This is a genomic window from Butyricimonas sp. DFI.6.44, assembly GCF_022132345.1.
GTDB classification, from domain to species: domain Bacteria; phylum Bacteroidota; class Bacteroidia; order Bacteroidales; family Marinifilaceae; genus Butyricimonas; species Butyricimonas muris.
On record NZ_JAKNJD010000003.1, the window covers coordinates 174318 to 194118 of the forward strand.

At 44.3% G+C, this 19801-nt stretch carries 15 protein-coding genes; 11 read left to right on the forward strand and 4 right to left on the reverse strand.

Features of this window, described 5'->3' with window-relative positions; genetic code table 11:
• Positions 1-28 precede the first annotated feature (28 nt).
• The 11 genes from L0M98_RS05860 to L0M98_RS05910 all read left to right on the forward strand — a co-directional run bounded on the left by L0M98_RS05860 (position 29) and on the right by L0M98_RS05910 (position 16567).
• Positions 29-592 (forward strand): RNA polymerase sigma-70 factor, encoded by a 564-nt coding sequence (locus tag L0M98_RS05860; protein WP_099291475.1) that lies wholly within the window; start codon positions 29-31, stop codon positions 590-592.
• A gap of 249 nt (positions 593-841) precedes the next feature.
• Positions 842-2017, forward strand: coding sequence for a FecR family protein (locus tag L0M98_RS05865; protein ID WP_227216461.1), 1176 nt, complete (start codon positions 842-844; stop codon positions 2015-2017).
• 97 nt (positions 2018-2114) lie between these two features.
• Positions 2115-5678: a TonB-dependent receptor gene (locus L0M98_RS05870; protein WP_227216463.1), complete on the forward strand. Its 3564-nt coding sequence runs from the start codon at positions 2115-2117 to the stop codon at positions 5676-5678.
• 19 nt (positions 5679-5697) lie between these two features.
• Positions 5698-7116, forward strand: coding sequence for a RagB/SusD family nutrient uptake outer membrane protein (locus L0M98_RS05875; RefSeq protein WP_227216472.1), 1419 nt, complete (start codon positions 5698-5700; stop codon positions 7114-7116).
• 9 nt (positions 7117-7125) lie between these two features.
• Positions 7126-8316 (forward strand): TlpA disulfide reductase family protein, encoded by a 1191-nt coding sequence (locus tag L0M98_RS05880; protein WP_227216475.1) that lies wholly within the window; start codon positions 7126-7128, stop codon positions 8314-8316.
• A 161-nt stretch (positions 8317-8477) separates the two neighbouring features.
• On the forward strand, positions 8478-9035 hold the full coding sequence (locus tag L0M98_RS05885; protein WP_099291480.1) for an RNA polymerase sigma-70 factor: 558 nt from the start codon (positions 8478-8480) through the stop codon (positions 9033-9035).
• 65 nt (positions 9036-9100) lie between these two features.
• Positions 9101-10270 carry a FecR family protein gene (locus tag L0M98_RS05890; protein ID WP_227216477.1) on the forward strand — a complete coding sequence of 390 codons (1170 nt, stop codon included), beginning with the start codon at positions 9101-9103 and terminating at the stop codon, positions 10268-10270.
• Positions 10271-10438: 168 nt separating this feature from the next.
• Complete coding sequence (locus L0M98_RS05895; protein ID WP_227216486.1) at positions 10439-13909, forward strand: SusC/RagA family TonB-linked outer membrane protein; 3471 nt, start codon at positions 10439-10441, stop codon at positions 13907-13909.
• An 11-nt stretch (positions 13910-13920) separates the two neighbouring features.
• Positions 13921-15510 (forward strand): RagB/SusD family nutrient uptake outer membrane protein, encoded by a 1590-nt coding sequence (locus L0M98_RS05900; protein ID WP_227216495.1) that lies wholly within the window; start codon positions 13921-13923, stop codon positions 15508-15510.
• Between the two features lie 10 nt (positions 15511-15520).
• Positions 15521-16135 (forward strand): fasciclin domain-containing protein, encoded by a 615-nt coding sequence (locus L0M98_RS05905; protein WP_227216502.1) that lies wholly within the window; start codon positions 15521-15523, stop codon positions 16133-16135.
• Between the two features lie 12 nt (positions 16136-16147).
• Positions 16148-16567 (forward strand): hypothetical protein, encoded by a 420-nt coding sequence (locus tag L0M98_RS05910; RefSeq protein ID WP_099291485.1) that lies wholly within the window; start codon positions 16148-16150, stop codon positions 16565-16567.
• 100 nt (positions 16568-16667) lie between these two features.
• Here the strand turns inward: L0M98_RS05910 and L0M98_RS05915 are convergent, their stop codons facing one another.
• The 4 genes from L0M98_RS05915 to L0M98_RS05930 all read right to left on the reverse strand — a co-directional run bounded on the left by L0M98_RS05915 (position 16668) and on the right by L0M98_RS05930 (position 19778).
• Positions 16668-17288, reverse strand: coding sequence for a trimeric intracellular cation channel family protein (locus L0M98_RS05915; RefSeq protein WP_099291486.1), 621 nt, complete (start codon positions 17286-17288; stop codon positions 16668-16670).
• Positions 17289-17366: 78 nt separating this feature from the next.
• A complete protein-coding gene (locus tag L0M98_RS05920; protein WP_227216504.1) occupies positions 17367-18203 on the reverse strand; it encodes an ATP-binding protein in 837 nt (278 codons plus the stop codon).
• Between the two features lie 66 nt (positions 18204-18269).
• Positions 18270-19442: a MalY/PatB family protein gene (locus L0M98_RS05925; RefSeq protein ID WP_227216506.1), complete on the reverse strand. Its 1173-nt coding sequence runs from the start codon at positions 19440-19442 to the stop codon at positions 18270-18272.
• Positions 19443-19613: 171 nt separating this feature from the next.
• Positions 19614-19778, reverse strand: coding sequence for a hypothetical protein (locus L0M98_RS05930; RefSeq protein ID WP_227216508.1), 165 nt, complete (start codon positions 19776-19778; stop codon positions 19614-19616).
• Between the last annotated feature and the right edge of the window lie 23 nt (positions 19779-19801).

The following is a 19801-nucleotide window of genomic DNA, read 5'->3' on the forward strand; positions in this document are numbered from 1 at the left end:
ATCTTTGTAGGACTTACTCTATCACTTTATGGACGAAAACGATATTTTGCTCGTGAAACAATTAAAGAACCGGGAGGAGAAGGCTTATGTTTTCTTGTTCGAGCAATATTATAACCGTTTGTATCGTTTCGCTGCCAATTATTTATGCGATCCCGAGGCAGCTCATGATATCGTGCAGGATTTGTTCACGGATCTTTTCGAGAAGAGCGAGGTGTTGAATATAACGACTTCGGTAAAGGCCTATCTGTTTATGGCAGTGAGGAATCGTTGTCTGAGTTTCCTTCGGAATCTGAAAATCAAAGACTCGTATAAACAAAATGTACTGGAAGCCCACCTGTATTCGGATACCGTGGATGCGATAGAGGACGGCTCCGTGTTGGACGAGTTGCAGGTAATTGTCGATAAGATGCCCCCGGGGATGAAAGAAGTTTTTCGTTTGCGTGTCACCGAGGATTACAAGTTTAAGGAGATAGCCGAAAAATTAGGGATTTCGGAAAATAGTGCTAAGGTTCAGATGAACGGGGCTATCCGAATGATCCGGGAAAAATTGCCTTATCTGAAAGATCGTTTATTGTTGTTCGCTTTGTTTTAAGGGGCTAGAGTCGCTTTCGGCGAGTTGTAACTTGCCGAAGGCAAATGCAACTTGTAACTTGTAACTCGCCGCAGGCGACTCTTTTATTGGTAATTTTTTTATCCGATTTTTCATTTGCTAATTAGTTGTTAATTAGTATTTTGTTTGTTGGTATGCGCTACCTTGAAAATTTTTATCAAAAAATAATGATATTTTGTCTTAACCTTTTTCTCTTTTGAGGCGTCTTAATAAAAATTAAACCCGAAAACTATGGAAAAGAGAAACGATGAATCTTTGGAATGGACGCTAATTAGGAAGAGTCTTGCAGAGGATTTGACAAAAGAGGAGCAGGAGCAATTGAATGCTTGGTTGGATGCTTCTCCGGAGCATCGGGCTTTTTACAATCGGATTTCTAAGTTTGACCGTTCGGAAGGTATCGCGGGATTGTCCGGGGAAACGTATCAACATGACCGGAACCGGTACGTGGATAAATTTCGGCAGAATAAGCGGAAAGATAGTAAACGACGTCTGGTATATTTCACTCGCTATGCGGCGGTGTTTATCATGTTGTTGGGTGTGGGGTTGTATTTCTGGTACGCGAACGGTTCGCGGGAGGTGATGCCCGAGAATGTGTTGCCCGTGGCGGTTCACGGGAAAGCGCAACCGATTTTGGTAACGGGGGATGGAACACGGGTGAATTTGGCGAAAGAGAGCAATTTGTTGAAACAACTCGCGGGCGGAGTAGTTTCTTCGGGAAAGGATGGAATCGCTTACACGGAATCGACAAATCAGGGAAAGAAAGCGGATCACCATACGTTGATCATTCCTCGCGGGGGAGAGTTTCGGGTAGAGCTTGCAGACGGTACTGTCGTTTGGTTGAATTCCGAGTCTGAATTTACTTATCCGGTGATTTTTAATGACACGACGAGAGAGGTTTCTTTGAAAGGGGAGGCTTATTTCGAGGTGACGAAGGACAAGAAGCCGTTTAAGGTGAGCGTGAACGGGGTGGAAGTGAAGGTTTACGGGACACGGTTTAACGTGAACAGCTATGACCCGCGGCAGGTACAGACTGTGCTGGTAGAGGGACGAGTGGGAGTAAGGTCTTTGGAACATGCTTCGAGAGAACGGATGATGAGCCCGGACGAGATGGCGGAGGTGAATACGGAAACGGGGGAATGTGTGGTGACGGAAGTGGATGCTTCGGCGTACGTGGCATGGAAAGAGGGATATTTCTCTTTCGAGGGTGAAAGTCTGGAGCAGATTATGGAAAAATTGGGACGCTGGTATGACGTGGAGGTGGTGTTCGCGGCTGATGATGCCCGTTCCCAACGGTTCTCGGGACGGGTGGACAGGAGCGAGGATTTCCGGGACGTGTTGAATTTGCTTCAGCGTACGCTATTAGTGAAATTTCAAGTGGATGGAAATAAAATAACCATTACTAAATAAAGAGACGGAAAGTGTTACCAGCACTTCCCGTCGTAAATAAGTTAACCGCCTAAATTGGAGGTTTAGGCAATTGAATCATCAATTAATTTACAAGAGTATGAAAAATTCGCGAGAAAAGAAAGCTTTTGCGGGGATTTATTGCAAAGTGTTCGTGATTATGACGCTGTGTTTGTGCATGGTAACGAATCTTTGGGCTAATTCCTCTTCTGTATCACCGCAACGGGTGACTATTAATCTTAAGAATGCGGCGGTCAAGCAAGTGTTTGCCGAAATCCGTAAACAAACGACTTACAATTTCGTGTATAGCGACGATCAGATGGATAAGTTGAAGCCGGTGACGTTGAATGTGACGGCGGAGACGGTGGAGAACGTGCTGAACAAGGTGTTGGAAGGGACTCCTTACACGTACACTATCGAGGGAAATTCTATCGCGATAGTGGCGAGAGATAACGTGAAAAAGGAAATGAAAGAGATCCGGGTAACCGGTAACGTGAAAGATAAGGACGGTCTGCCCCTGCCGGGAGTATCCGTGATCGTGAAGGGGACAACGGTGGGTGTCGCTACCGATATCGACGGGAATTACACGCTGACTTTTGCCGAACGGCAGGATGTTACGCTTGTCTTCTCTTTCGTGGGAATGCAAAGCAAGGAAGTTCCTTACACGGGACAGAAAGAGATCAACGTGGTTCTGGAGGAAGAGCAAGTGAGTCTGGGTGACGTGGTCGTGATCGGTTATGGTACGAAGTCAAAGCATGACGTGACGAGTTCGGTATCTTCGATTAATGCCGATCGATTGAGTAAGTTTTCCAGTAGCGCAACGTCTTTTGACGGGATGCTGGGTGGTGCGTTGAAAGGTGTGTTGGTAACACAAAATAACGGTGCACCGGGTGCTCCCTCGAAGATCAACGTGAGAGGTATTACCTCGCCCGTGTCGGGTAGTTCGAATGAACCGTTGTATGTGATCGATGATGTGCCGTTTTTCTCGCAACAAGGCGGGATGAGCCCGTTATTGGTGATTTCCCCGAATGATATCGAGAGTATCGACGTGTTGAAAGATGCCGCCGCTACAGCGATTTACGGTTCGAGGGGGGCTAACGGTGTAATTATCGTGAAAACTAAAAGCGGGAGACGGAATGAGAAGTTGACCGTGACGGCAGGTTATAGCGTGACGGTGGCGAATCCGGTGAAAAGGTACAAACCGTTGAATACGGCTCAATTTGCGGAAGTACAGGATATGATGATGAAATATTCTGCTGAGGCAATGAATGCCCAAAAGTCAGCCCAAATAGGCGGTGGTTACCGGATAGACGAGGGAACACGTGGGATGATGCTCGGTAATATGCTAACTATGGGTGATTTGGATGTTGTATATGACGTGGATTATTATACTCCGTTAAGTACGACATATAATGGTCTTTTGGAAGGAGTTATTGGTGATGTTAATACCAACTGGGTGAAAGAAATAGAGAATTCTAATGCCACGAATCAACAATTCAATTTGGGAATAAGTGGTGGCAGTCAAAATATTAATTATTCTTTTTCATTCAATTCGGTGAATCAAGATGGTATTTATATTAATGACGGTTTTAAGCGATATGGCGGTCGTCTTGCCGTGGATGCTAATGTTACCGACCGGTTGAGAAGTGGGGTGACTATGGGGTATTCGTTATCTAAGCGGAAAGATGCCACGGGAGCTGCAGATGAGTTTTACAAGGTTTGGAACATACGTCCGGACGCACCGGTTAAAAAAGAAAACGGGGATTGGGGACAAATAGATCTTAGTCCATCGTGGGGGATGCCGGTATATGGGGCTAATCCGGTTGCTAAAAGACAGATAAGCAACAGGTCGGAGATGTATCAATTTATCGGGAGTGCCTATGCGGAATATCGTATTATAGACGGGTTGAAGGTCCGGGGAGATATTAATATTGCAAATTTTCAATCCAAGGGCAGTAGTTTTACTCCGGCTTTTACCCAAGAAGATTGGTCTGCTATTGGCGGAAGTACATATCCATCTACCCGTGATGTAACGAGTAGTGATGTTTCAAACACATCTATTAATTTTCGGGCGGATTATAGTTTGGATATTGAGGACCACCGTTTGAGTTTCATGGTGGGGTATGGATGGGATCGTACTTTCTCGACGAGTGAGTATGCCGGTTACCAAGATTTTGCGGACGATGAGGTGTTGAACAATATTGGGTCGGCAGCTAGTGCTGTATATTACGGTGATGGTAAATCGGTAAACGGTCTGAATTCCATGTATGCCCGTATCGGTTATATTTACTCGGATCGTTATCTGGCTGAAGTGAATTTCCGTTCGGATGCTTCTTCTAAGTTCGGACCCGGTAATAAACGCGGGTATTTTCCTTCGCTTTCTTTAGGTTGGAGAATGAGTAACGAGCGTTTCATGGAAGATTTTTCCAAATTGGATGATTTGAAATTGCGTTTCAGCGTGGGACAGACCGGATCGACGAATATTGACGATTTCGTTTATAAACAATTGTTTGGTAGGGCAAGCAACGATCTATGGGCACAAAAACCTTCGGTATTACCGAAAGGTGCGTTCCCGAATCGAGATGTGCGTTGGGAAATGACGACAGAATATAATGGCGGAGTAGATTTTTCATTTTTTAATCGTCGTCTTTACGGGAGTGTAGATGCTTATTACAGGTTCACGGATGGGGCTTTGAGTCTTTCTCCCGTGGCACTTGAAACGGGATCGATAACATATTATTCAAATCTGCTGGACTTGACGAATAAAGGATTGGAAGTGGAAGTGAGTAGCGATATTATTCGGAATGATGATTGGAGTTGGACTTCTAGTTTTAATATTGCTTTTAACCGGAATAAAGTGAAAGATTTGCACGGGGCTACACTGTCCTCTTCCCAAGTCGATCAAATTGTCGTGGGATATCCGGCGGGAGTGATGAAAGGATATGTCGTGGATGGAATATTTCAGTCGAATGAAGAGGTTGATCGCTATAATTACGAGGCACGTTTGGCAAACGGGGTTGACCCGACGGATAATAGTATTTATTTCCAAGAGTCAGGTACAAGTGCCGGCGATTATAAATATCGCGATTTAGACGGGGATGGACGTATCACGAGCGATGATAGAAAAGTGATAGCTAATCCGGAACCGAAGTTTTTCGGAGGTTTCTTTAATTCGGTTACCTATAAAAATTGGAATTTGGCGGTGGTATTCCAATTCTCTCAAGGCGCGGAAGCTATGTTAAATGATTTGTCAACGTCTGCTTATGGAAATTTAGGATATAGTATTCCCAGAGAATTTTATCATAATACATGGACGCCGGAAAACACGAATGCTCGGTACGCTCAATTACTGGTGTCAGATCCCGGGAAAAATTATAGAACTTCGGACCGTTACGTATTTAAGACTTCTTATTTGCGGCTGAAGAATATCACGCTTTCCTATAATTTGCCGAATCTTTGGGCAAAACGGGTTGGGTTGGAAAGTGCACAATTGTTCGTGAGCACATCTAATTTATGGACATGGTCGAATTGGCCGGGTTTGGATCCTGAATTGATGGGAGACGATGTAACCGTGGGTAGAAATCCGATCACGCAGGCTGTGTTCAGTAATGACAATTATCCTTTAAGTAAGACATTTACTTTTGGACTCAAGGTTAGTTTTTAATAATATAAATAGAGATGGTATGAAATTAAGATATTTACTATATTCCTTCATCGGGTTTTTGGGTTTAGCATCCTGTGATTTGACCGGGGATATTGATAACATAAAACCCTATTATCAGTTAGACGAGAGTTCTTTGATACGGGATGCGAAGTCTGCTGATCTTGCCTTACGAGGCGTGTACGAGTTATGGCGTAGTAGTGATATTAGTATGATTACTCCTAATATGGGATTATTGGCGGGGTCATTAACGGCAAGTTCTCTGACAGATAGGGCAGTGTTTAGTGATAATACGGTCAAACCAGAATCTGAAACGATCGCAAAATATTATAAAGGGCTTTATGCTATCGTGAATTATGCGAGTCTCGTAGGCGAACAATTAGAAGAGGGGAGAGCCGTAGGTTTGGATTCTGTCAGTACGTCACGGATGATTGGAGAATGTCGATTCCTCCGGGGAATGGCAAATTTCTTTTTATTGCGTGCTTACGGACAATTTTATGATGAAAATTCTACCCTTGGGATCATACTGGTAAAACGACACATGACGGAGAATAAAGCAGCTGTGAGGAGTTCCGTGGAGGATTCTTACAAGTATATTATGGAGGATGTGGAGGATGCAATTAAAATGATACCAGAAGAACCGACTGAACATTATTATATTAGTAATCTTACGGCAAGGGCATTTAAGTCGAAGGTTTTATTATATCAAAAGAAATATAAAGAGGCTGCCGATTTGGCAAAAGAGGTATTGGATGAAGCGGCAGGGTATGGTTACACGATGGAAACTAATTTTGCGGATATATTCAAGCATGGACATACTTCTTCTGAAGCCTTATTTGCCGCTTATGCTTGGGGTTTCAAAGAGAGGTTGATTACAAATATAAGGTCAACGAAGCCGGGAAGTTATCCCCAACAAGTTGCTGATGTGTTAGTGGGTGGGGTGAAAGATGGTGACTTGGTGACCGGAGCAGGATTTGATTTGCGGTTTGCTGTGACTTTTGCAACAAGTACTTATGGCCCGAATTTAAATGGAAAATATCCATTGAACGAGAGTGATCTGAATGGACAGTCAAATTCTTATTTTTATTTGCGTTTGGCAGAGGTTTACTTGATTCACGCGGAAGCCGCTATTCGCGGATATGATGATTATGCCGGTGCTCGGGCAAGTTTAAAGGAAATTACCGATCGTGCAGGGTATGATACGGATTACGTGAATACGATTCCTGATAATCAACTGCTGGAGATGGTGCGGCAGCATAAGATGTTGGAGTTAATTGCGGAGGTTTATGAAGAATGGTTCGATTTGGTACGCTATCATATAGAGGGCGACTTGAAGATTTCAGACGTGAAGCCGACCGTCGTTTCGGATAAGCAGTTGATTTTCCCGATGCCGCAAACAGCATTGGCCGGAAATAATTTGTTAGAACAAAATCCATTATAAAAAAAGTATATGAGGACAGTAATTATTGTTTTAACGTGTTTATTGGCGGGATATTCCTGCCAGAAGGCACCCCGTTATGTTGTTAACGGGAAAATCTCCGGTAATGCGGAGGGTATGAAGGTGACATTGAATAGGATAGATTACCCGCAATTGGAATTAATTGACAGTACGGTAATTAAGGATGGAAAGTTTGTGTTCGAGGGTGTACTTGCGGAGCCGGGGTACTACACGATACAGATTGACAGAAATCCAAAGGGAGAGGAATTCTCACCGAGAAATGTCACGAATAGTCCGTTCTATTTGGAGAATTCAGTGATTAGCTTTTCGGGAAATATTGATAGTTTGCCCACGATGTACTGGAGTGATAAACCGCAGAAGGCACCGAAAGTGACCGGGTCGGCGATGGAAGACCTCTATCAGAAATTTCAGGCGGATGGACGGGAGTTGAGAAACCGTTCGGGTGATTTGTATGAACAGTATTTGGAAGAATATCACCGTCCGGCGCTGGATGGCATTTTCAACAAGGAGAGAGGGATCGAGTTGGCTCGTGATATGGAGAAGCTACAAAAGCAGTTGGCTGATATGAAATGGGAATTCGTGAAGAATAATATCCAGACCGTGGTGGGGTTTGATATGGCTAAACAGTATTTTCAGGATATGTACGTCCGTATCACCCCGGGGCAGATAGATGAATTGGAAACCTTGGTGGAGAAAGCATGGCCAAACACGGAAAAGGCTACCGAGTTCAAGAAAATGGCGGAAGTTGGAAAGCGTATCGCCGTGGGCGCCAAGTACCCAGATATTGAGTTGGTGAATCCGGAGGGGAAGAAAGTGAAGTTGTCGGAATACGTGCCCGCGGGGAAATACGCGATGTTGGAATTCTGGGCTTCGTGGTGTGGACCTTGTCGGGGAGAAATCCCTCACCTGAGAGAAGTATACAAGGAATATAAGGATAAAGGTTTCGAGATTATCAGTATCTCTATCGACCGGAACGATGCGGAGTGGAAAAAAGCCATGAAAGAGGAGAATATGGTTTGGACGCAATTGAATGATCCGGGAGAGTTTAACGGTCCGGTTGCTAAAGTGTATAACGTGCAGGGTGTTCCTACGTGTATTCTTTTGGATAGGGAAGGACGTATTTTTAAAACGGATATGCGGGGAGCGCAATTGGACGCCGTTCTGGAGGAGATTTATGATTGATAATGCAACAATTCGTTTATTATAAATATGCTTTGTTATCCCGCTACCGTTCAGTAGCGGGATAATTGTGTTATAAAGTGGTTTGTGGTAATAAATTGTGTCACCGTTGTTGGGAAATAATTATATTCTTTATCTTTGTCCGTGGATAAAGTGTATATACGGTGAAAAGTGAGTTCGACATATTATTTGAGAAGTATTACGAGCGCCTTGTCTTATTTGCCGAGGGGTACGTGGGGGATTTGAAAACGGCGGAAGATATGGTGCAGGATGTTTTTTTAGCACTTTTATCCCGAAAGGATTTAAAGAATGTGGAGTATAGCCGTTCCTATCTTTATAGTTGCGTGAAGAACGGGTGCGTGGATTACCTACGTAAATTAAAGATTACCGATCCTTTGGACGTGAAGTTGTTTGATGCGGCTTACTACACGGGAGATTTTGATGTGTTGGAGCAGGAGAAATTGATTTGCAGGGTCGAGGAGGAAATTGAAAAATTACCGGAGCAACGGCGGGAAGTGTTGAAGTTGAGTGTCTACGAGGGGATGAGTTATCCGCGGATTGCGGAAGTCACGGGATTGTCTGTCAACACGGTAAAAACTCACATGAAAAAAGCATATCAAGATTTACGAGAGACTCTTTCTGATCAGCATGTACATCTTTTTTTGTCTTTTGTTCTGCTGAAGATGAGACGAAAAGCAATCTTAAAGTTATTCAATCCATAATTTTTTTCATTTTTCGTTCACCCTGTTTTTTCATTTTTACGTCATAGGTGTAAAAATTTAAACAGATGAGTGAATCGGAGTTTATAAATGTATCTCTTCTTTACCGGAAAATGACGGGGGAACTTCTTTCCGCGGAGGAACAGAAGGCATTTGATGCGTGGTACGCCGAGAACAAGGAACATCGGTTGTATTATAAACGTTTTTGCCGGCAACAGGAGAAGATTATGGAAAGACAATGTTCCCGTGTCGATGTCCGGAAAGGATATGCAAGTATTCGGGGAAAGCGACATCGTTATATGAACCGATGGACTTGGGGAGGAATTGCGGCTTCTTTGCTATTGTCCGTGATGCTCGGAACGGTTTATTGGCAAAACGGTCGCACGAAGAATGTTCAAGAAGTTAATTCGGGTTCCCGGTTTTCCCCCGGTCATAAGAATGTGATACTTTCATTGGGAGGGGGACAAAAAATCGTTATTGATTCCACGTTCTCGGAAAAAACCGTCGGACAGGATTGTGTAGCGATTCAAGTTGAGAATGGCGTTTTGCGTTATCGACAAAACACGGTTATTACGGAGGCTCCTGTTTTTAACGAGCTGGTTGTTCCGCCTTCCGGAGAGTATATCGTGGAATTGGTTGACGGCACGAAAATATACTTGAATTCGGATTCCCGTTTGCGTTACCCGACGTCTTTCACTGGAATGAATGAACGCAGGGTATTTCTGGAAGGAGAGGCGTATTTTGTTGTTTACAGAGATGAGAAGAGACCTTTTATCGTTGAAACTTTGCAGGAAGAGGTGAAGGTATTCGGAACGGAGTTTAACGTGATGGCTTATCGGGATGAGGATGTCGTGCAAACAACCTTGGTGAAAGGAAGCGTCGGGATAAATGTAAAAGGAGAGAGGAAGGATGTGTTCCGGAGAATAGTACCGGGAGAACAATTCCGTTTGCATAAACAGTCCGGGGAGGTGAGAATAGAGACGGTGGACGTATTCTCTTACGTGGCTTGGAAGGATGGGCTGTTTGTTTCCCGGAATGATGATTTGGAATCCATTATGCGGAAGGTGGCACGCTGGTATGATGTAGAGGTGTTTTATCAAAATCCGGGTTTGAAAGAGAAACGTTTTTTCGGTATCATGAAAAAACAGACTTGTTTGGATGAAGTGCTTGAAATTATAGCCAAAGCGGGTGATGTGCAATTTAACGTGAGTGGTCGGACGGTTATCGTGAAAGAGTAAAAATAAAACAAGAAGTTGTTTGCAGCAACTTCTTGTCAATAACAAATAGGGAACAAACATTTTGCAGGTGTTGTTCCCGGTAATGTTTCATTTAAGAATAACAAATGTATGAAAAAAAATCGTTGGAACGTTCCTATACGGGGGAACTGTTTTCGAAAAATGTGGCTTATGACAAGATTATTGACAGTTTTTTTGTTCGTGATGTCGATGAATGTATCGGCAAGCCTCTATTCTCAGAATAAGACGGTCAGTCTTAAATTGAACGGGGCGACTTTGGAAGAAGTGATTCAATCGTTGAAATTGCAAACGGATTACGGGTTCTTTTATAACATTGATAACAAGGATATCAAAAGCGTCAGGAATATTTCTATCGACGTGAAGGATATGGCTTTGGAGGATGTGTTGTTGCACGTGTTGAAGGGTACGAATCTGACGTATTCCATCGTGAATAACGTGGTTATTCTTAACACGAAAAACCCGGTTGTCACGAGGGATTCGGTTCAAAAAGAACATGTGTTGGTCGGTAGAGTGATAGACGAGAAGAAGGAGCCTATACCGGGCGTAACAGTAAGATTGAAAAACACGAATATCGGTACGGCAACAAATAATAAAGGGATTTTTGTTTTCCGGTTGCCGATCACGAAAGGTGCGCTGGTATTGAGTTTCGTCGGGTTTAAGACGAAAGAGCTGGAATTCAAGCTCCCCTCTGATACGCTTAGAATCACGTTGGAAGAGGATTTGGCAAGTATTGACGAGGTAACCGTGGTGGCTTACGGGGAACGGAAAAAGCGGGAAGTCGTGGGGGCTATATCCTCCGTGAAAGCGGACGATATCAAAGAGGTTCCGACGGCAAGCCTCGAAAATCTGTTGCAAGGCCGGATGGCGGGAGTCGAGATCAATACGCAGAGCGGTGCTCCCGGTGGCGGCGGTAGTGTTGTTGCTATCCGGGGATATAATTCCCTGTTCGTGGGGGACGGTCGCGATTACGGGGAACCGTTGTACGTGATTGACGGGGTTCCTGTACATTCGTTTACTTCTCCAATCACGGGGACGAATGCGTTGGCAGAGATTGACCCGTCGACGATAGAGTCCGTCGAGGTATTGAAAGACGCAGCTTCTGCGGCAATCTACGGTTCTCGTGCCGGAAATGGAGTGATCCTGATTACCACGAAAAAGGGTAAAGCCGGTAGGGCCAGTTTTTCTGCAAATGTATCCTATTCTTACTCTATATTACCCGAGACTCCGGTACAAACGGGAGGGCGAGGCGAGAGGGCTTTTAATTTTGACGTGATGAAGAATGAACATATGGCCGGGTATAATAACGGGGAATATATATTCCCGCAGAATTATTTGGATTCTAAAACCGGTTTGGGATTATATGACCGTTGGTGGTACAACGCGATGAAGCGCACAAGCGGGAAAAGACAGTTACAGGATTCCTTGAATCCGTATTATAATAATTCCACGGATTGGTTCCGTTATGCATTCCGTGCCGGGGAAATCGTAAACGCAAATATTCAAGCAAGCGGGGGAAGTGAAACGATAAATTACCTCGTGGGGGCCGGCTATTATACTGAAAAGGGGATCATGTACGGGAGTGATTTCTCCCGTGTAAATCTGATTGTAAATTTAGGTACGCAACCTGCCCGGAATTTGAGTCTGGATACAAGGTTGTATTTTGCGTATACAGACCGTAGCCGCGGGGCCGGTACCGGTGGTACCATGTCCGGGTCAAAAATCGAGAGGTTGACGGTAGATCCCAAAACTACTTCCTCTCTTCTTGCCGCCGGGGGGATAAATGAGGAGAAATTGCTCGAAGAGTTGAATACTTCCATTGAGAAGAATGAATCTTACCGTTTGCGTGCGAATCTGAACTTAAGATACCAGTTGTACAAGGGATTGAATTTGTCTGTACTTGGCTCCTTGGATTACAATCAAGGAATGAGAAATAATTTTCGACCCAGTACTTTGGATCCGACAAACGGTCTGAGTTCTTCTATCGGGGAGGTCGACCGGAACTTGTTAATTTTGAACGAGAATATGTTGACCTATAAAACCTCTTTTAACGAGAAACACAATATAGACGCGTTGTTCGGTATTTCTTACCAGTCTGATCAGAACGATTATATCGCGGCGAAAGGATTGGGGGGAGCCAGTGACAAGATTCATTATATCGTGGACGAGGGAACATCTGTTGAGGTTAATGGGCAGACCATATACCTGAAAGAAGCTAAAACGGATCGGACAGAAAAAGTGTTGGTCAGTTATTATGCCCGTTTGGCGTATAATTATATGCAACGCTATCTTTTTGAAGCAACTTGGCGTAAGGATGGTTCTTCCGTGTTTGGGAATAAGGTGCGTTGGGCTACATTCCCGTCGGCGGCTGTCGGGTGGGCTTTTTCAGAAGAAAGTTTTCTGGAAGACGTGTCTTGGTTGAATTTTGGTAAAATTCGTGCTTCTTGGGGACGTTCCGGGCAACAGTTCGGGCAGGCATACTTGGCGCACGGCGTGATGGTTCCGAACGGGACTTTCTTGGGACAAACGACAATTTCTCCGAATCCCATGGGTGGAATGATTAATCGTCGGTTGACATGGGAAGAGAGTGACCAGTATGATTTGGGGCTGGATATGGATATGTTTGATTATCGTATAAAATTTAAGTTGGATTATTATTATAAATTGACGAAAGGTCTTTTGTATTACGTTCCCTTGGGCGGTAATTGGAGTTTTATGACGAATCAATGGCAGAACGCCATGCGGGTTTCGAACGAGGGATTGGAACTGGAGCTGGAGGCTGATATCTTCCGTGAAACAGCCGTTTCTTGGAGGATGAAATTTAATATTTCCCGTAACTGGAATCTTTTCAAGAAGAGTTACACGGGGCGTGACGTGGAAAAATACGTTATCGGACGACCGCTTTATTCTATTTTCTTGTACGAGGATGACGGTTATTATCAGACGGATGATGAGATCCCTTATGTTTATGACCAAAGAGGTTACAAGCATAAAATGTATGTAGGTGCAAACGGAAGCGGTAATGCTGCTACCCGTTATGAGGAGGGAACAAGGAGAATTTTGGATATTGATGGGGATGGCATGATCGGTGCGGGAGATATGGTTTACCAAGGTAGTGCCTTGCCGTTGGCTTATGGAGGTTGGGTGAATGAAGTTAAATGGAAAGGGTTCGATGTGAACATTCTTTTCACTTACTCTCTTGGACGTAAGATGTATAGAACTTATAATCATAAATCTTTAACAGGAAACCCGGATGTTCCGATTTTGGAGAACGTGGGTAAAGTATCTTTTTGGGAAAAAGAGGGAGATATTACCGATTACCCGAGAAAGGCTGCTTATAGTGATATTTTGCAGCAATTTGGGGGGACTTTGGCTTCCAACTTGGAAAAGGTAAGTTATATCAAGTTGAAACAATTCACGATAGGTTATGATGTGCCTAAACAGGTTGTAAAGAAATTGAAGCTGTCCGGTGTGCGATTGTTCTTCACGGGCGAGAATCTTTTCACATTGACGAATTATTCCGGTTTAGATCCGGAGGTCGTGGATATGTACTCGGGGATGGATGATTTTAATTACTACCCGTTGGCCCGGAAGATATCTTTAGGACTTACCGTAAATTTTTAGATGAATAGGTTATGAGAAAATTGATAAAATTATTGGCTGCAATTGTGTTGTGCTTGAGTATTTCATGCAGCAGTATGTTGGACGTTGAGCCTGAAAATTCTGTTACCTTTACTAATTTTTATAAAAATGAACAGGATATAGCCGCGCTGACTCGCGGAATGCACGCGATACTGGCATGGTCGTTTCGAACTTTTAATACGTTGGAATATGCGGGGGTGAAAACGGATGCTTCTCCTTCCGGTCATTTCCCATCTCCCGATGTTTTTATGCGTTTTCATTTATGGAATTCTGTCGGGACAAGTTGGAAGAGTTTCTATGATGCGATTTATCAATGCAATTTGTTGTTTGATAACGTCCAACAACCCGTGTGCGCTCAAGATCGGATGGATTTTTATTATGGACAGGCAAATTTCATAAAAGGGGTATGTTATCTGCAATTGGCCCGTTATTGGGGAGATGCCGTTATTTCCGGACATACAGAGGATACTCAAGCTCGTCCTAAAAAGCCGATGGTGGAGGTTTTGGATACGGCATTAGCTTGTGCGGAAAGAGCTTTCATGTTATTGAAGAAGCATGAAGAATTGGTGGATTATGCCGGAGCCAGAATTACCTCGAAGCAATACGGTAGTAAAGGTAGTGCGGCAACTTTGATAGCACACATCTACGCGTGGAAAGCTGCGATGGGGAAAGGTTTGAGTGATGAAGAAGTGCGTGCATGTTGGGAAAAGGTGGATACTTATGCATCCAAAGTGATCGACACGGACGAGTGCGGGTTTTATGAATTGGAGAATAGTGCCGAGTTATTGGTTGCGAATACTTTAAATACACGTAATGGTAAAGAGAGTATTTTCGAGATAGAATTGAACGCACAAGATAAAACATTGGATGGGACTGTTTTTACATCCGCTCGTTGGTTTGTCGGTTTTCCTGTTGTTCCGGGAGCACTTCCGGGAGATATTAATAGTAATCAATGGAAATTGAAAATTCAAACGGTTCTCGATATGTACCCGGGAGCAGATGAACGCAAGAACGCTTTTTTTTATAAACCGGAATTATATTCAAATGATCCGGACAGCGCACGCGCCTGTGGCGGATATGCTTTCGAGTATAAATACAGAAAAGGGTTGTACAGTACTTCCACGACTTCTGAACAGACTTTAGAATTTGTGAATTTCGACGTGAACAGGATGGTTTGGCGTTTGGCCGATTTGATTCTGTTGAGGGCGGAGGCACGGATGCATTTAGGGAATACAAACGGTGCCGTGCAGGATTTGTGGAGAGTTCAGCGGAGATCAAAAGCCGTTGAATATGCGGATGGTGATTTACAAATGGCGATCTTCCGGGAAAGAGAAAAAGAATTGATTTTTGAAGACCACCGTTACTTTGATATCATGCGAAATAAAGGATATTATAAAACAGAATTGCCTAAAAATAAGGTGTTTGTTCCTTTCCCGTTCCCTCACGAGGAAGAGGAGGAAGTGTATAGTTTATTGACGGATCAGGAAGTGGCGGATGGTGCTCTTTTTTTACCGATAGGGGATGGAGCGTTCCTTTTGAATCCTATGATGATTCAGAATACATATTGGTTTAATAGAAAATAAAGTTATAGCCATGAAAAAATTAATTATTGGACTGTTGTTAGCCACGTTTTGGGCTTGTAATACAAAATATAATTATATTGATACGGGTATTTCAGATGGAGTTCATGATTGTTCTATGCTGGAGTACTTGAAAGGGGATTCATATAATTGGGATACCATTGTACGTGTTATTGAACGTGCCGGGTTAACTTCTTTGTTTGAGGGAGAGGGACCCGGGGAGCAGATAACGTTTTTGGGACCGACTAATCATTCTATCCGTAATTGGATGTATGACAGCGCGTACATTGATGTAAACAGTATCCCCGCGGACACGTGTAAGAAAATCGTGTTGCGCCACGTGATTAAAGGCCGGTACATGATGACGGATATTCCTCGCGGCAGTATCGGCACGAGTGCCTCTTCCGGACGTGACGGTGGTGTTGAAATGTCAACTTTGGGAGGAGGAAAGGTGTGGCTTTACACGGTGTCTACTCCTGCTCACGGGGTGGAAGATGCCGGTCCGCTGACTCTTTATTGCGTTTCTTTGGATTTTCAAAAAAGTATTCCGTTGGCTTGTCCGGATATTCAAACGAATACAGGTGTCGTGATTTCCTTGGATTACAATTTTTATTGTGGTGAATTATAAATGAATAGAATTATGGGAAAATATATTGCTGGTTTTTTATTGCTGGTTGTCGTGGCGATGTCATGTCATGATGTGAAAATTGGCTATTTGGAAACGGAAAATGCTGTTTATGTTCCGGACTCGTTGGTGGTGAATTTGGAATGGACAGTGGAGGAGTACATACGATGGGAGAATGAATCCGATTGGGTTTCCACGGGGATACAGGGGGTGTTGGGAACGGCTCCGATTACTTATCGGGTGGCAGATGTAAAGGTGGACGGAGAAGGTGATGCCGAAGCTATGAAAGCGGCTTGTACAATTAATGGCGGCGGGATTTTTACTATCCCGTTTCATCACGAAATCCCCAAGGGTGTGTATATATTATCAATAGAAATAAGTAATGAAGATTATCATTTCGTAAAGGATGATATTTTCAGGATTATAGTGAAATAGATATTATCGTAGACGTGCAAAGCTCGTAGTGACCGAGAAATAATGTGCTTGGAGTTGTATCTTATGGAATACAATTTCAGGCACATTTTTCCGATTCATACTAATGATCTTCATGCCCTTTCAGTACCGGGAGGCTGATGTGGTATTTCACTGCGACAACACGGGCAAGGATGACGCTTCCGGCAGTGACGATTTGCGTGGTGACGTGACCGATGCCGAGGGCATCACAGGCGAAGTAGATAAAGCCGCCGAGAATACAGGCGATGGCGTAAATATCTTTTCGGAAGATAAGGGGTACTTCGTTGATGAAAATGTCACGAATGACTCCTCCGACGGCTCCGGTGGTCATACCCATGATGATTGCTACCCACGTGGGAAATCCGGCGAGTAAGCTCTTCTCGATGCCGACCACGGTGAATAGCCCCAGACCGATGGCGTCGAAAATGAAAAAGGTATTATTTAGCCGGATCACGTGTTTTCCGAACATGATGACGAACAGGAGGGCAAGTCCCGTGACAATCAGGTAGGATGGTTGGTGCATCCAGAAAGGGGTGACACCCAGTAATAAATCCCGGGTTGTTCCACCCCCGATAGCCGTGGCTGCTCCCACAACATAAGCCCCGAACCAGTCAAAACGTTTGGCAGAAGCAAGACGGATACCGCTGATCGCGAAAGCGAAGGTCCCGATATAGTCGATAATGGTAGTGAAATCTATATGCATAATCCTATTTTTGAGGGGACAAAAATAGTAATAATGTATGTCGATTGCTCTCGTTATAAGATGTTTTACAACAGGATACTACATCCAATCTTCGCTTTTTACTTCTCCTTCCACAGAAAGGATAATTCGTTTGACCGGAATGTTGCGTGAGGCTTGTTCTCTTGCCTTCAATGCCATTTGGAATAGTCCGCCGCAACAGGGAACTTCCATGATTACCACCGTTAACGTGTTGATCTTGGCATCGTCAATCATACCGCGAAGTTTATCCACGTAGGAGTCCGTGTTGTGGTCGAGTTTCGGGCAGGCGATTGCCAGAATCTTGCCTTTCAGGAAACGCTCGTGAAAGTTTCCGGCGGCGAATGCCGAACAGTCGGAAGCAAGGAGTACATCCGCGTTTTGGAAATACCCGGCTTGCGGGTTAAGCAGATGTAATTGAACGGGCCATTGCCGGAGTTCCGAATTTCCGGCACAAGCGACCGGGGCGGCTTTCGTGACAGGTTTCAGTTCTCTTGCCATGGAGCCGGGACACCCGCATCCCAGTTTTTGGGCGGGATGTAATTCTTGCAGGTTCACGGGAATGTTATGGCGTTTAAGGTATTCCATTCCCTGTTTTAACAATTCTGTTTCTCCATGTTCTTTCAAATGGTGTAAATGAGCCAGTGTCACGTGTTGCCCTTTAGGAGCGATACGCTCCATGACAGCCTCTTCACTATAAGGTTCCGCTTCTCTCTCTTCCAGTTCAATAGCGCCGACGGGACATTCCCCGATACACGCACCCAGCCCGTCGCAATACAAATCGCTGATCATGACGGCTTTCCCGTCTATTAACTGTAACGCTCCCTCGTGACAACCTTGTACGCATAAACCGCAACCGTTACACTTTTCCTCGTCTATCTTGATTATTGTTCGTTTCATCTTGTAGTTGTTTTTGATTTCTGATACAAAGATAAGGCACGAGGGAGAGATATTTTGTAATGATTATTACAATAGGGGAATAAATGTTTTCTTTATTCGTTCGAGTCCCTCTTTTACCGTGGCAAGGGGGCAACCGATGTTCATGCGGAAGAATCCTCTGCCTTCTTCGCCGAAGTCGGTACCGCTATTGAGCCCTATTTTTGCTTCCTTGAGTAATTTTTCCCGCACCTGTTCGTGTGTCAACCCGGTATCCCGGAAATCCAGCCAGAGCAGGAATGAGCCTTCCGGGGGAATCATTTTTACCCGGGGAAGTTCTTGTTGCAGGAATTGTTGCGTGTAGGTAATGTTCTTTTCGAGGTAGCGGAGCATCTCGTCCAGCCATGCATCACCATGTTTATAGGCTGCTTCCAACGTGATATGCCCGAAGATATTTCCTAAATCCAAGTGCAGGCATAATATTTCCTTTTCAAAACGGCGGCGTAGTTCGGGAGATGAAATCACGATAACGGAATTCATCATTCCGGCGATATTGAATGTTTTACTGGGAGCCATCATGGTTACCGTAATGTCGGCAATTTCAGGTGACAGGGCTGCCATTACCGTGTGCTTGTGTCCGAACAGGGCAAGGTCGGCATGTATCTCGTCGGAGAGAATGGTTACCCCGTGTTGCAGGCAAAGATTACCCACGCGGGTGAGTTCATCTTTCGTCCATACCCTGCCTACCGGGTTGTGCGAGTTGCTGATGATAAGCAGTTTCACTCCTTCTTGCAGTTTCCGCTCGAAATCTTCCCAGTCGATGCGGTAATGTCCGTCTTCTACTTTCAACGTGCTGCACACGAGTTCCCGTTGATTGTCTTTCACCACGGCATGGAATGGCGGGTAAACGGGGGTAAAAATAAGTACTTTATCCCCTTTCCCCGTGTACACTCGCACGGCGAGGGACAATGCCGTCACGATACCCGGGCTACTTAATATCCACTCTTGTTTTACCTGCCAGCCGTGGCGACGTGCCGTCCAGTCAATGAAAGCCTGTTTTGCTTCATCCGTTCGGAACGTGTACCCGAAAACTCCTTTTTCACAACATTGGCGTACGGCTTCCAGAATTTCAGGTGCTGCCTGAAAATCCATATCTGCCACCCACATGGGAAGGATATCCGTAACCCCGAACACGTTTGCCAGATTATCGTATTTTGCGCAAGCCGTGTTCCGGCGATCTATTATTTGGTCAAAATTGTACATATCGTTTGTTTTTAAGTTGCTGCAAGTTACAAAACTCTTTCGTGAAATCCATATTTATCGGCTTTTGAAAGCTGGAACAATTACTTCGTGTTTGAGTAACAAGTACTTAACAATACTATGCTTCTTTTGTGATTCGGCACCAGTTCGGTGCCGAATCGGAATCTATTACCACTATTCCTGTCGTCGTCTCCATCGCCGTTTCACCCGGGCGACAACGATGGAGCTAACCACTCCGCCCACGATACTTACTACCCCGGCGAAAAAATGATCCGCCATTTGCGACAACACTGAATTTAAACTCAGTGTCGAAAACATTCCTATCATAAAATAATTCATACAATTGAAAATTAAAAATTGAA

Bases quoted from the DNA above. Each gene is read 5' to 3' on its own strand.
- L0M98_RS05860 (WP_099291475.1), top strand. From the start codon at position 29: ATGGACGAAAACGATATTTTGCTCGTGAAACAATTAAAGAACCGGGAG.
- L0M98_RS05865 (WP_227216461.1), top strand. From the start codon at position 842: ATGGAAAAGAGAAACGATGAATCTTTGGAATGGACGCTAATTAGGAAG.
- L0M98_RS05870 (WP_227216463.1), top strand. From the start codon at position 2,115: ATGAAAAATTCGCGAGAAAAGAAAGCTTTTGCGGGGATTTATTGCAAA.
- L0M98_RS05875 (WP_227216472.1), top strand. From the start codon at position 5,698: ATGAAATTAAGATATTTACTATATTCCTTCATCGGGTTTTTGGGTTTA.
- L0M98_RS05880 (WP_227216475.1), top strand. From the start codon at position 7,126: ATGAGGACAGTAATTATTGTTTTAACGTGTTTATTGGCGGGATATTCC.
- L0M98_RS05890 (WP_227216477.1), top strand. From the start codon at position 9,101: ATGAGTGAATCGGAGTTTATAAATGTATCTCTTCTTTACCGGAAAATG.
- L0M98_RS05895 (WP_227216486.1), top strand. From the start codon at position 10,439: ATGACAAGATTATTGACAGTTTTTTTGTTCGTGATGTCGATGAATGTA.
- L0M98_RS05900 (WP_227216495.1), top strand. From the start codon at position 13,921: ATGAGAAAATTGATAAAATTATTGGCTGCAATTGTGTTGTGCTTGAGT.
- L0M98_RS05905 (WP_227216502.1), top strand. From the start codon at position 15,521: ATGAAAAAATTAATTATTGGACTGTTGTTAGCCACGTTTTGGGCTTGT.
- L0M98_RS05910 (WP_099291485.1), top strand. From the start codon at position 16,148: ATGGGAAAATATATTGCTGGTTTTTTATTGCTGGTTGTCGTGGCGATG.
- L0M98_RS05915 (WP_099291486.1), bottom strand. From the start codon at position 17,288: ATGCATATAGATTTCACTACCATTATCGACTATATCGGGACCTTCGCT.
- L0M98_RS05920 (WP_227216504.1), bottom strand. From the start codon at position 18,203: ATGAAACGAACAATAATCAAGATAGACGAGGAAAAGTGTAACGGTTGC.
- L0M98_RS05925 (WP_227216506.1), bottom strand. From the start codon at position 19,442: ATGTACAATTTTGACCAAATAATAGATCGCCGGAACACGGCTTGCGCA.
- L0M98_RS05930 (WP_227216508.1), bottom strand. From the start codon at position 19,778: ATGAATTATTTTATGATAGGAATGTTTTCGACACTGAGTTTAAATTCA.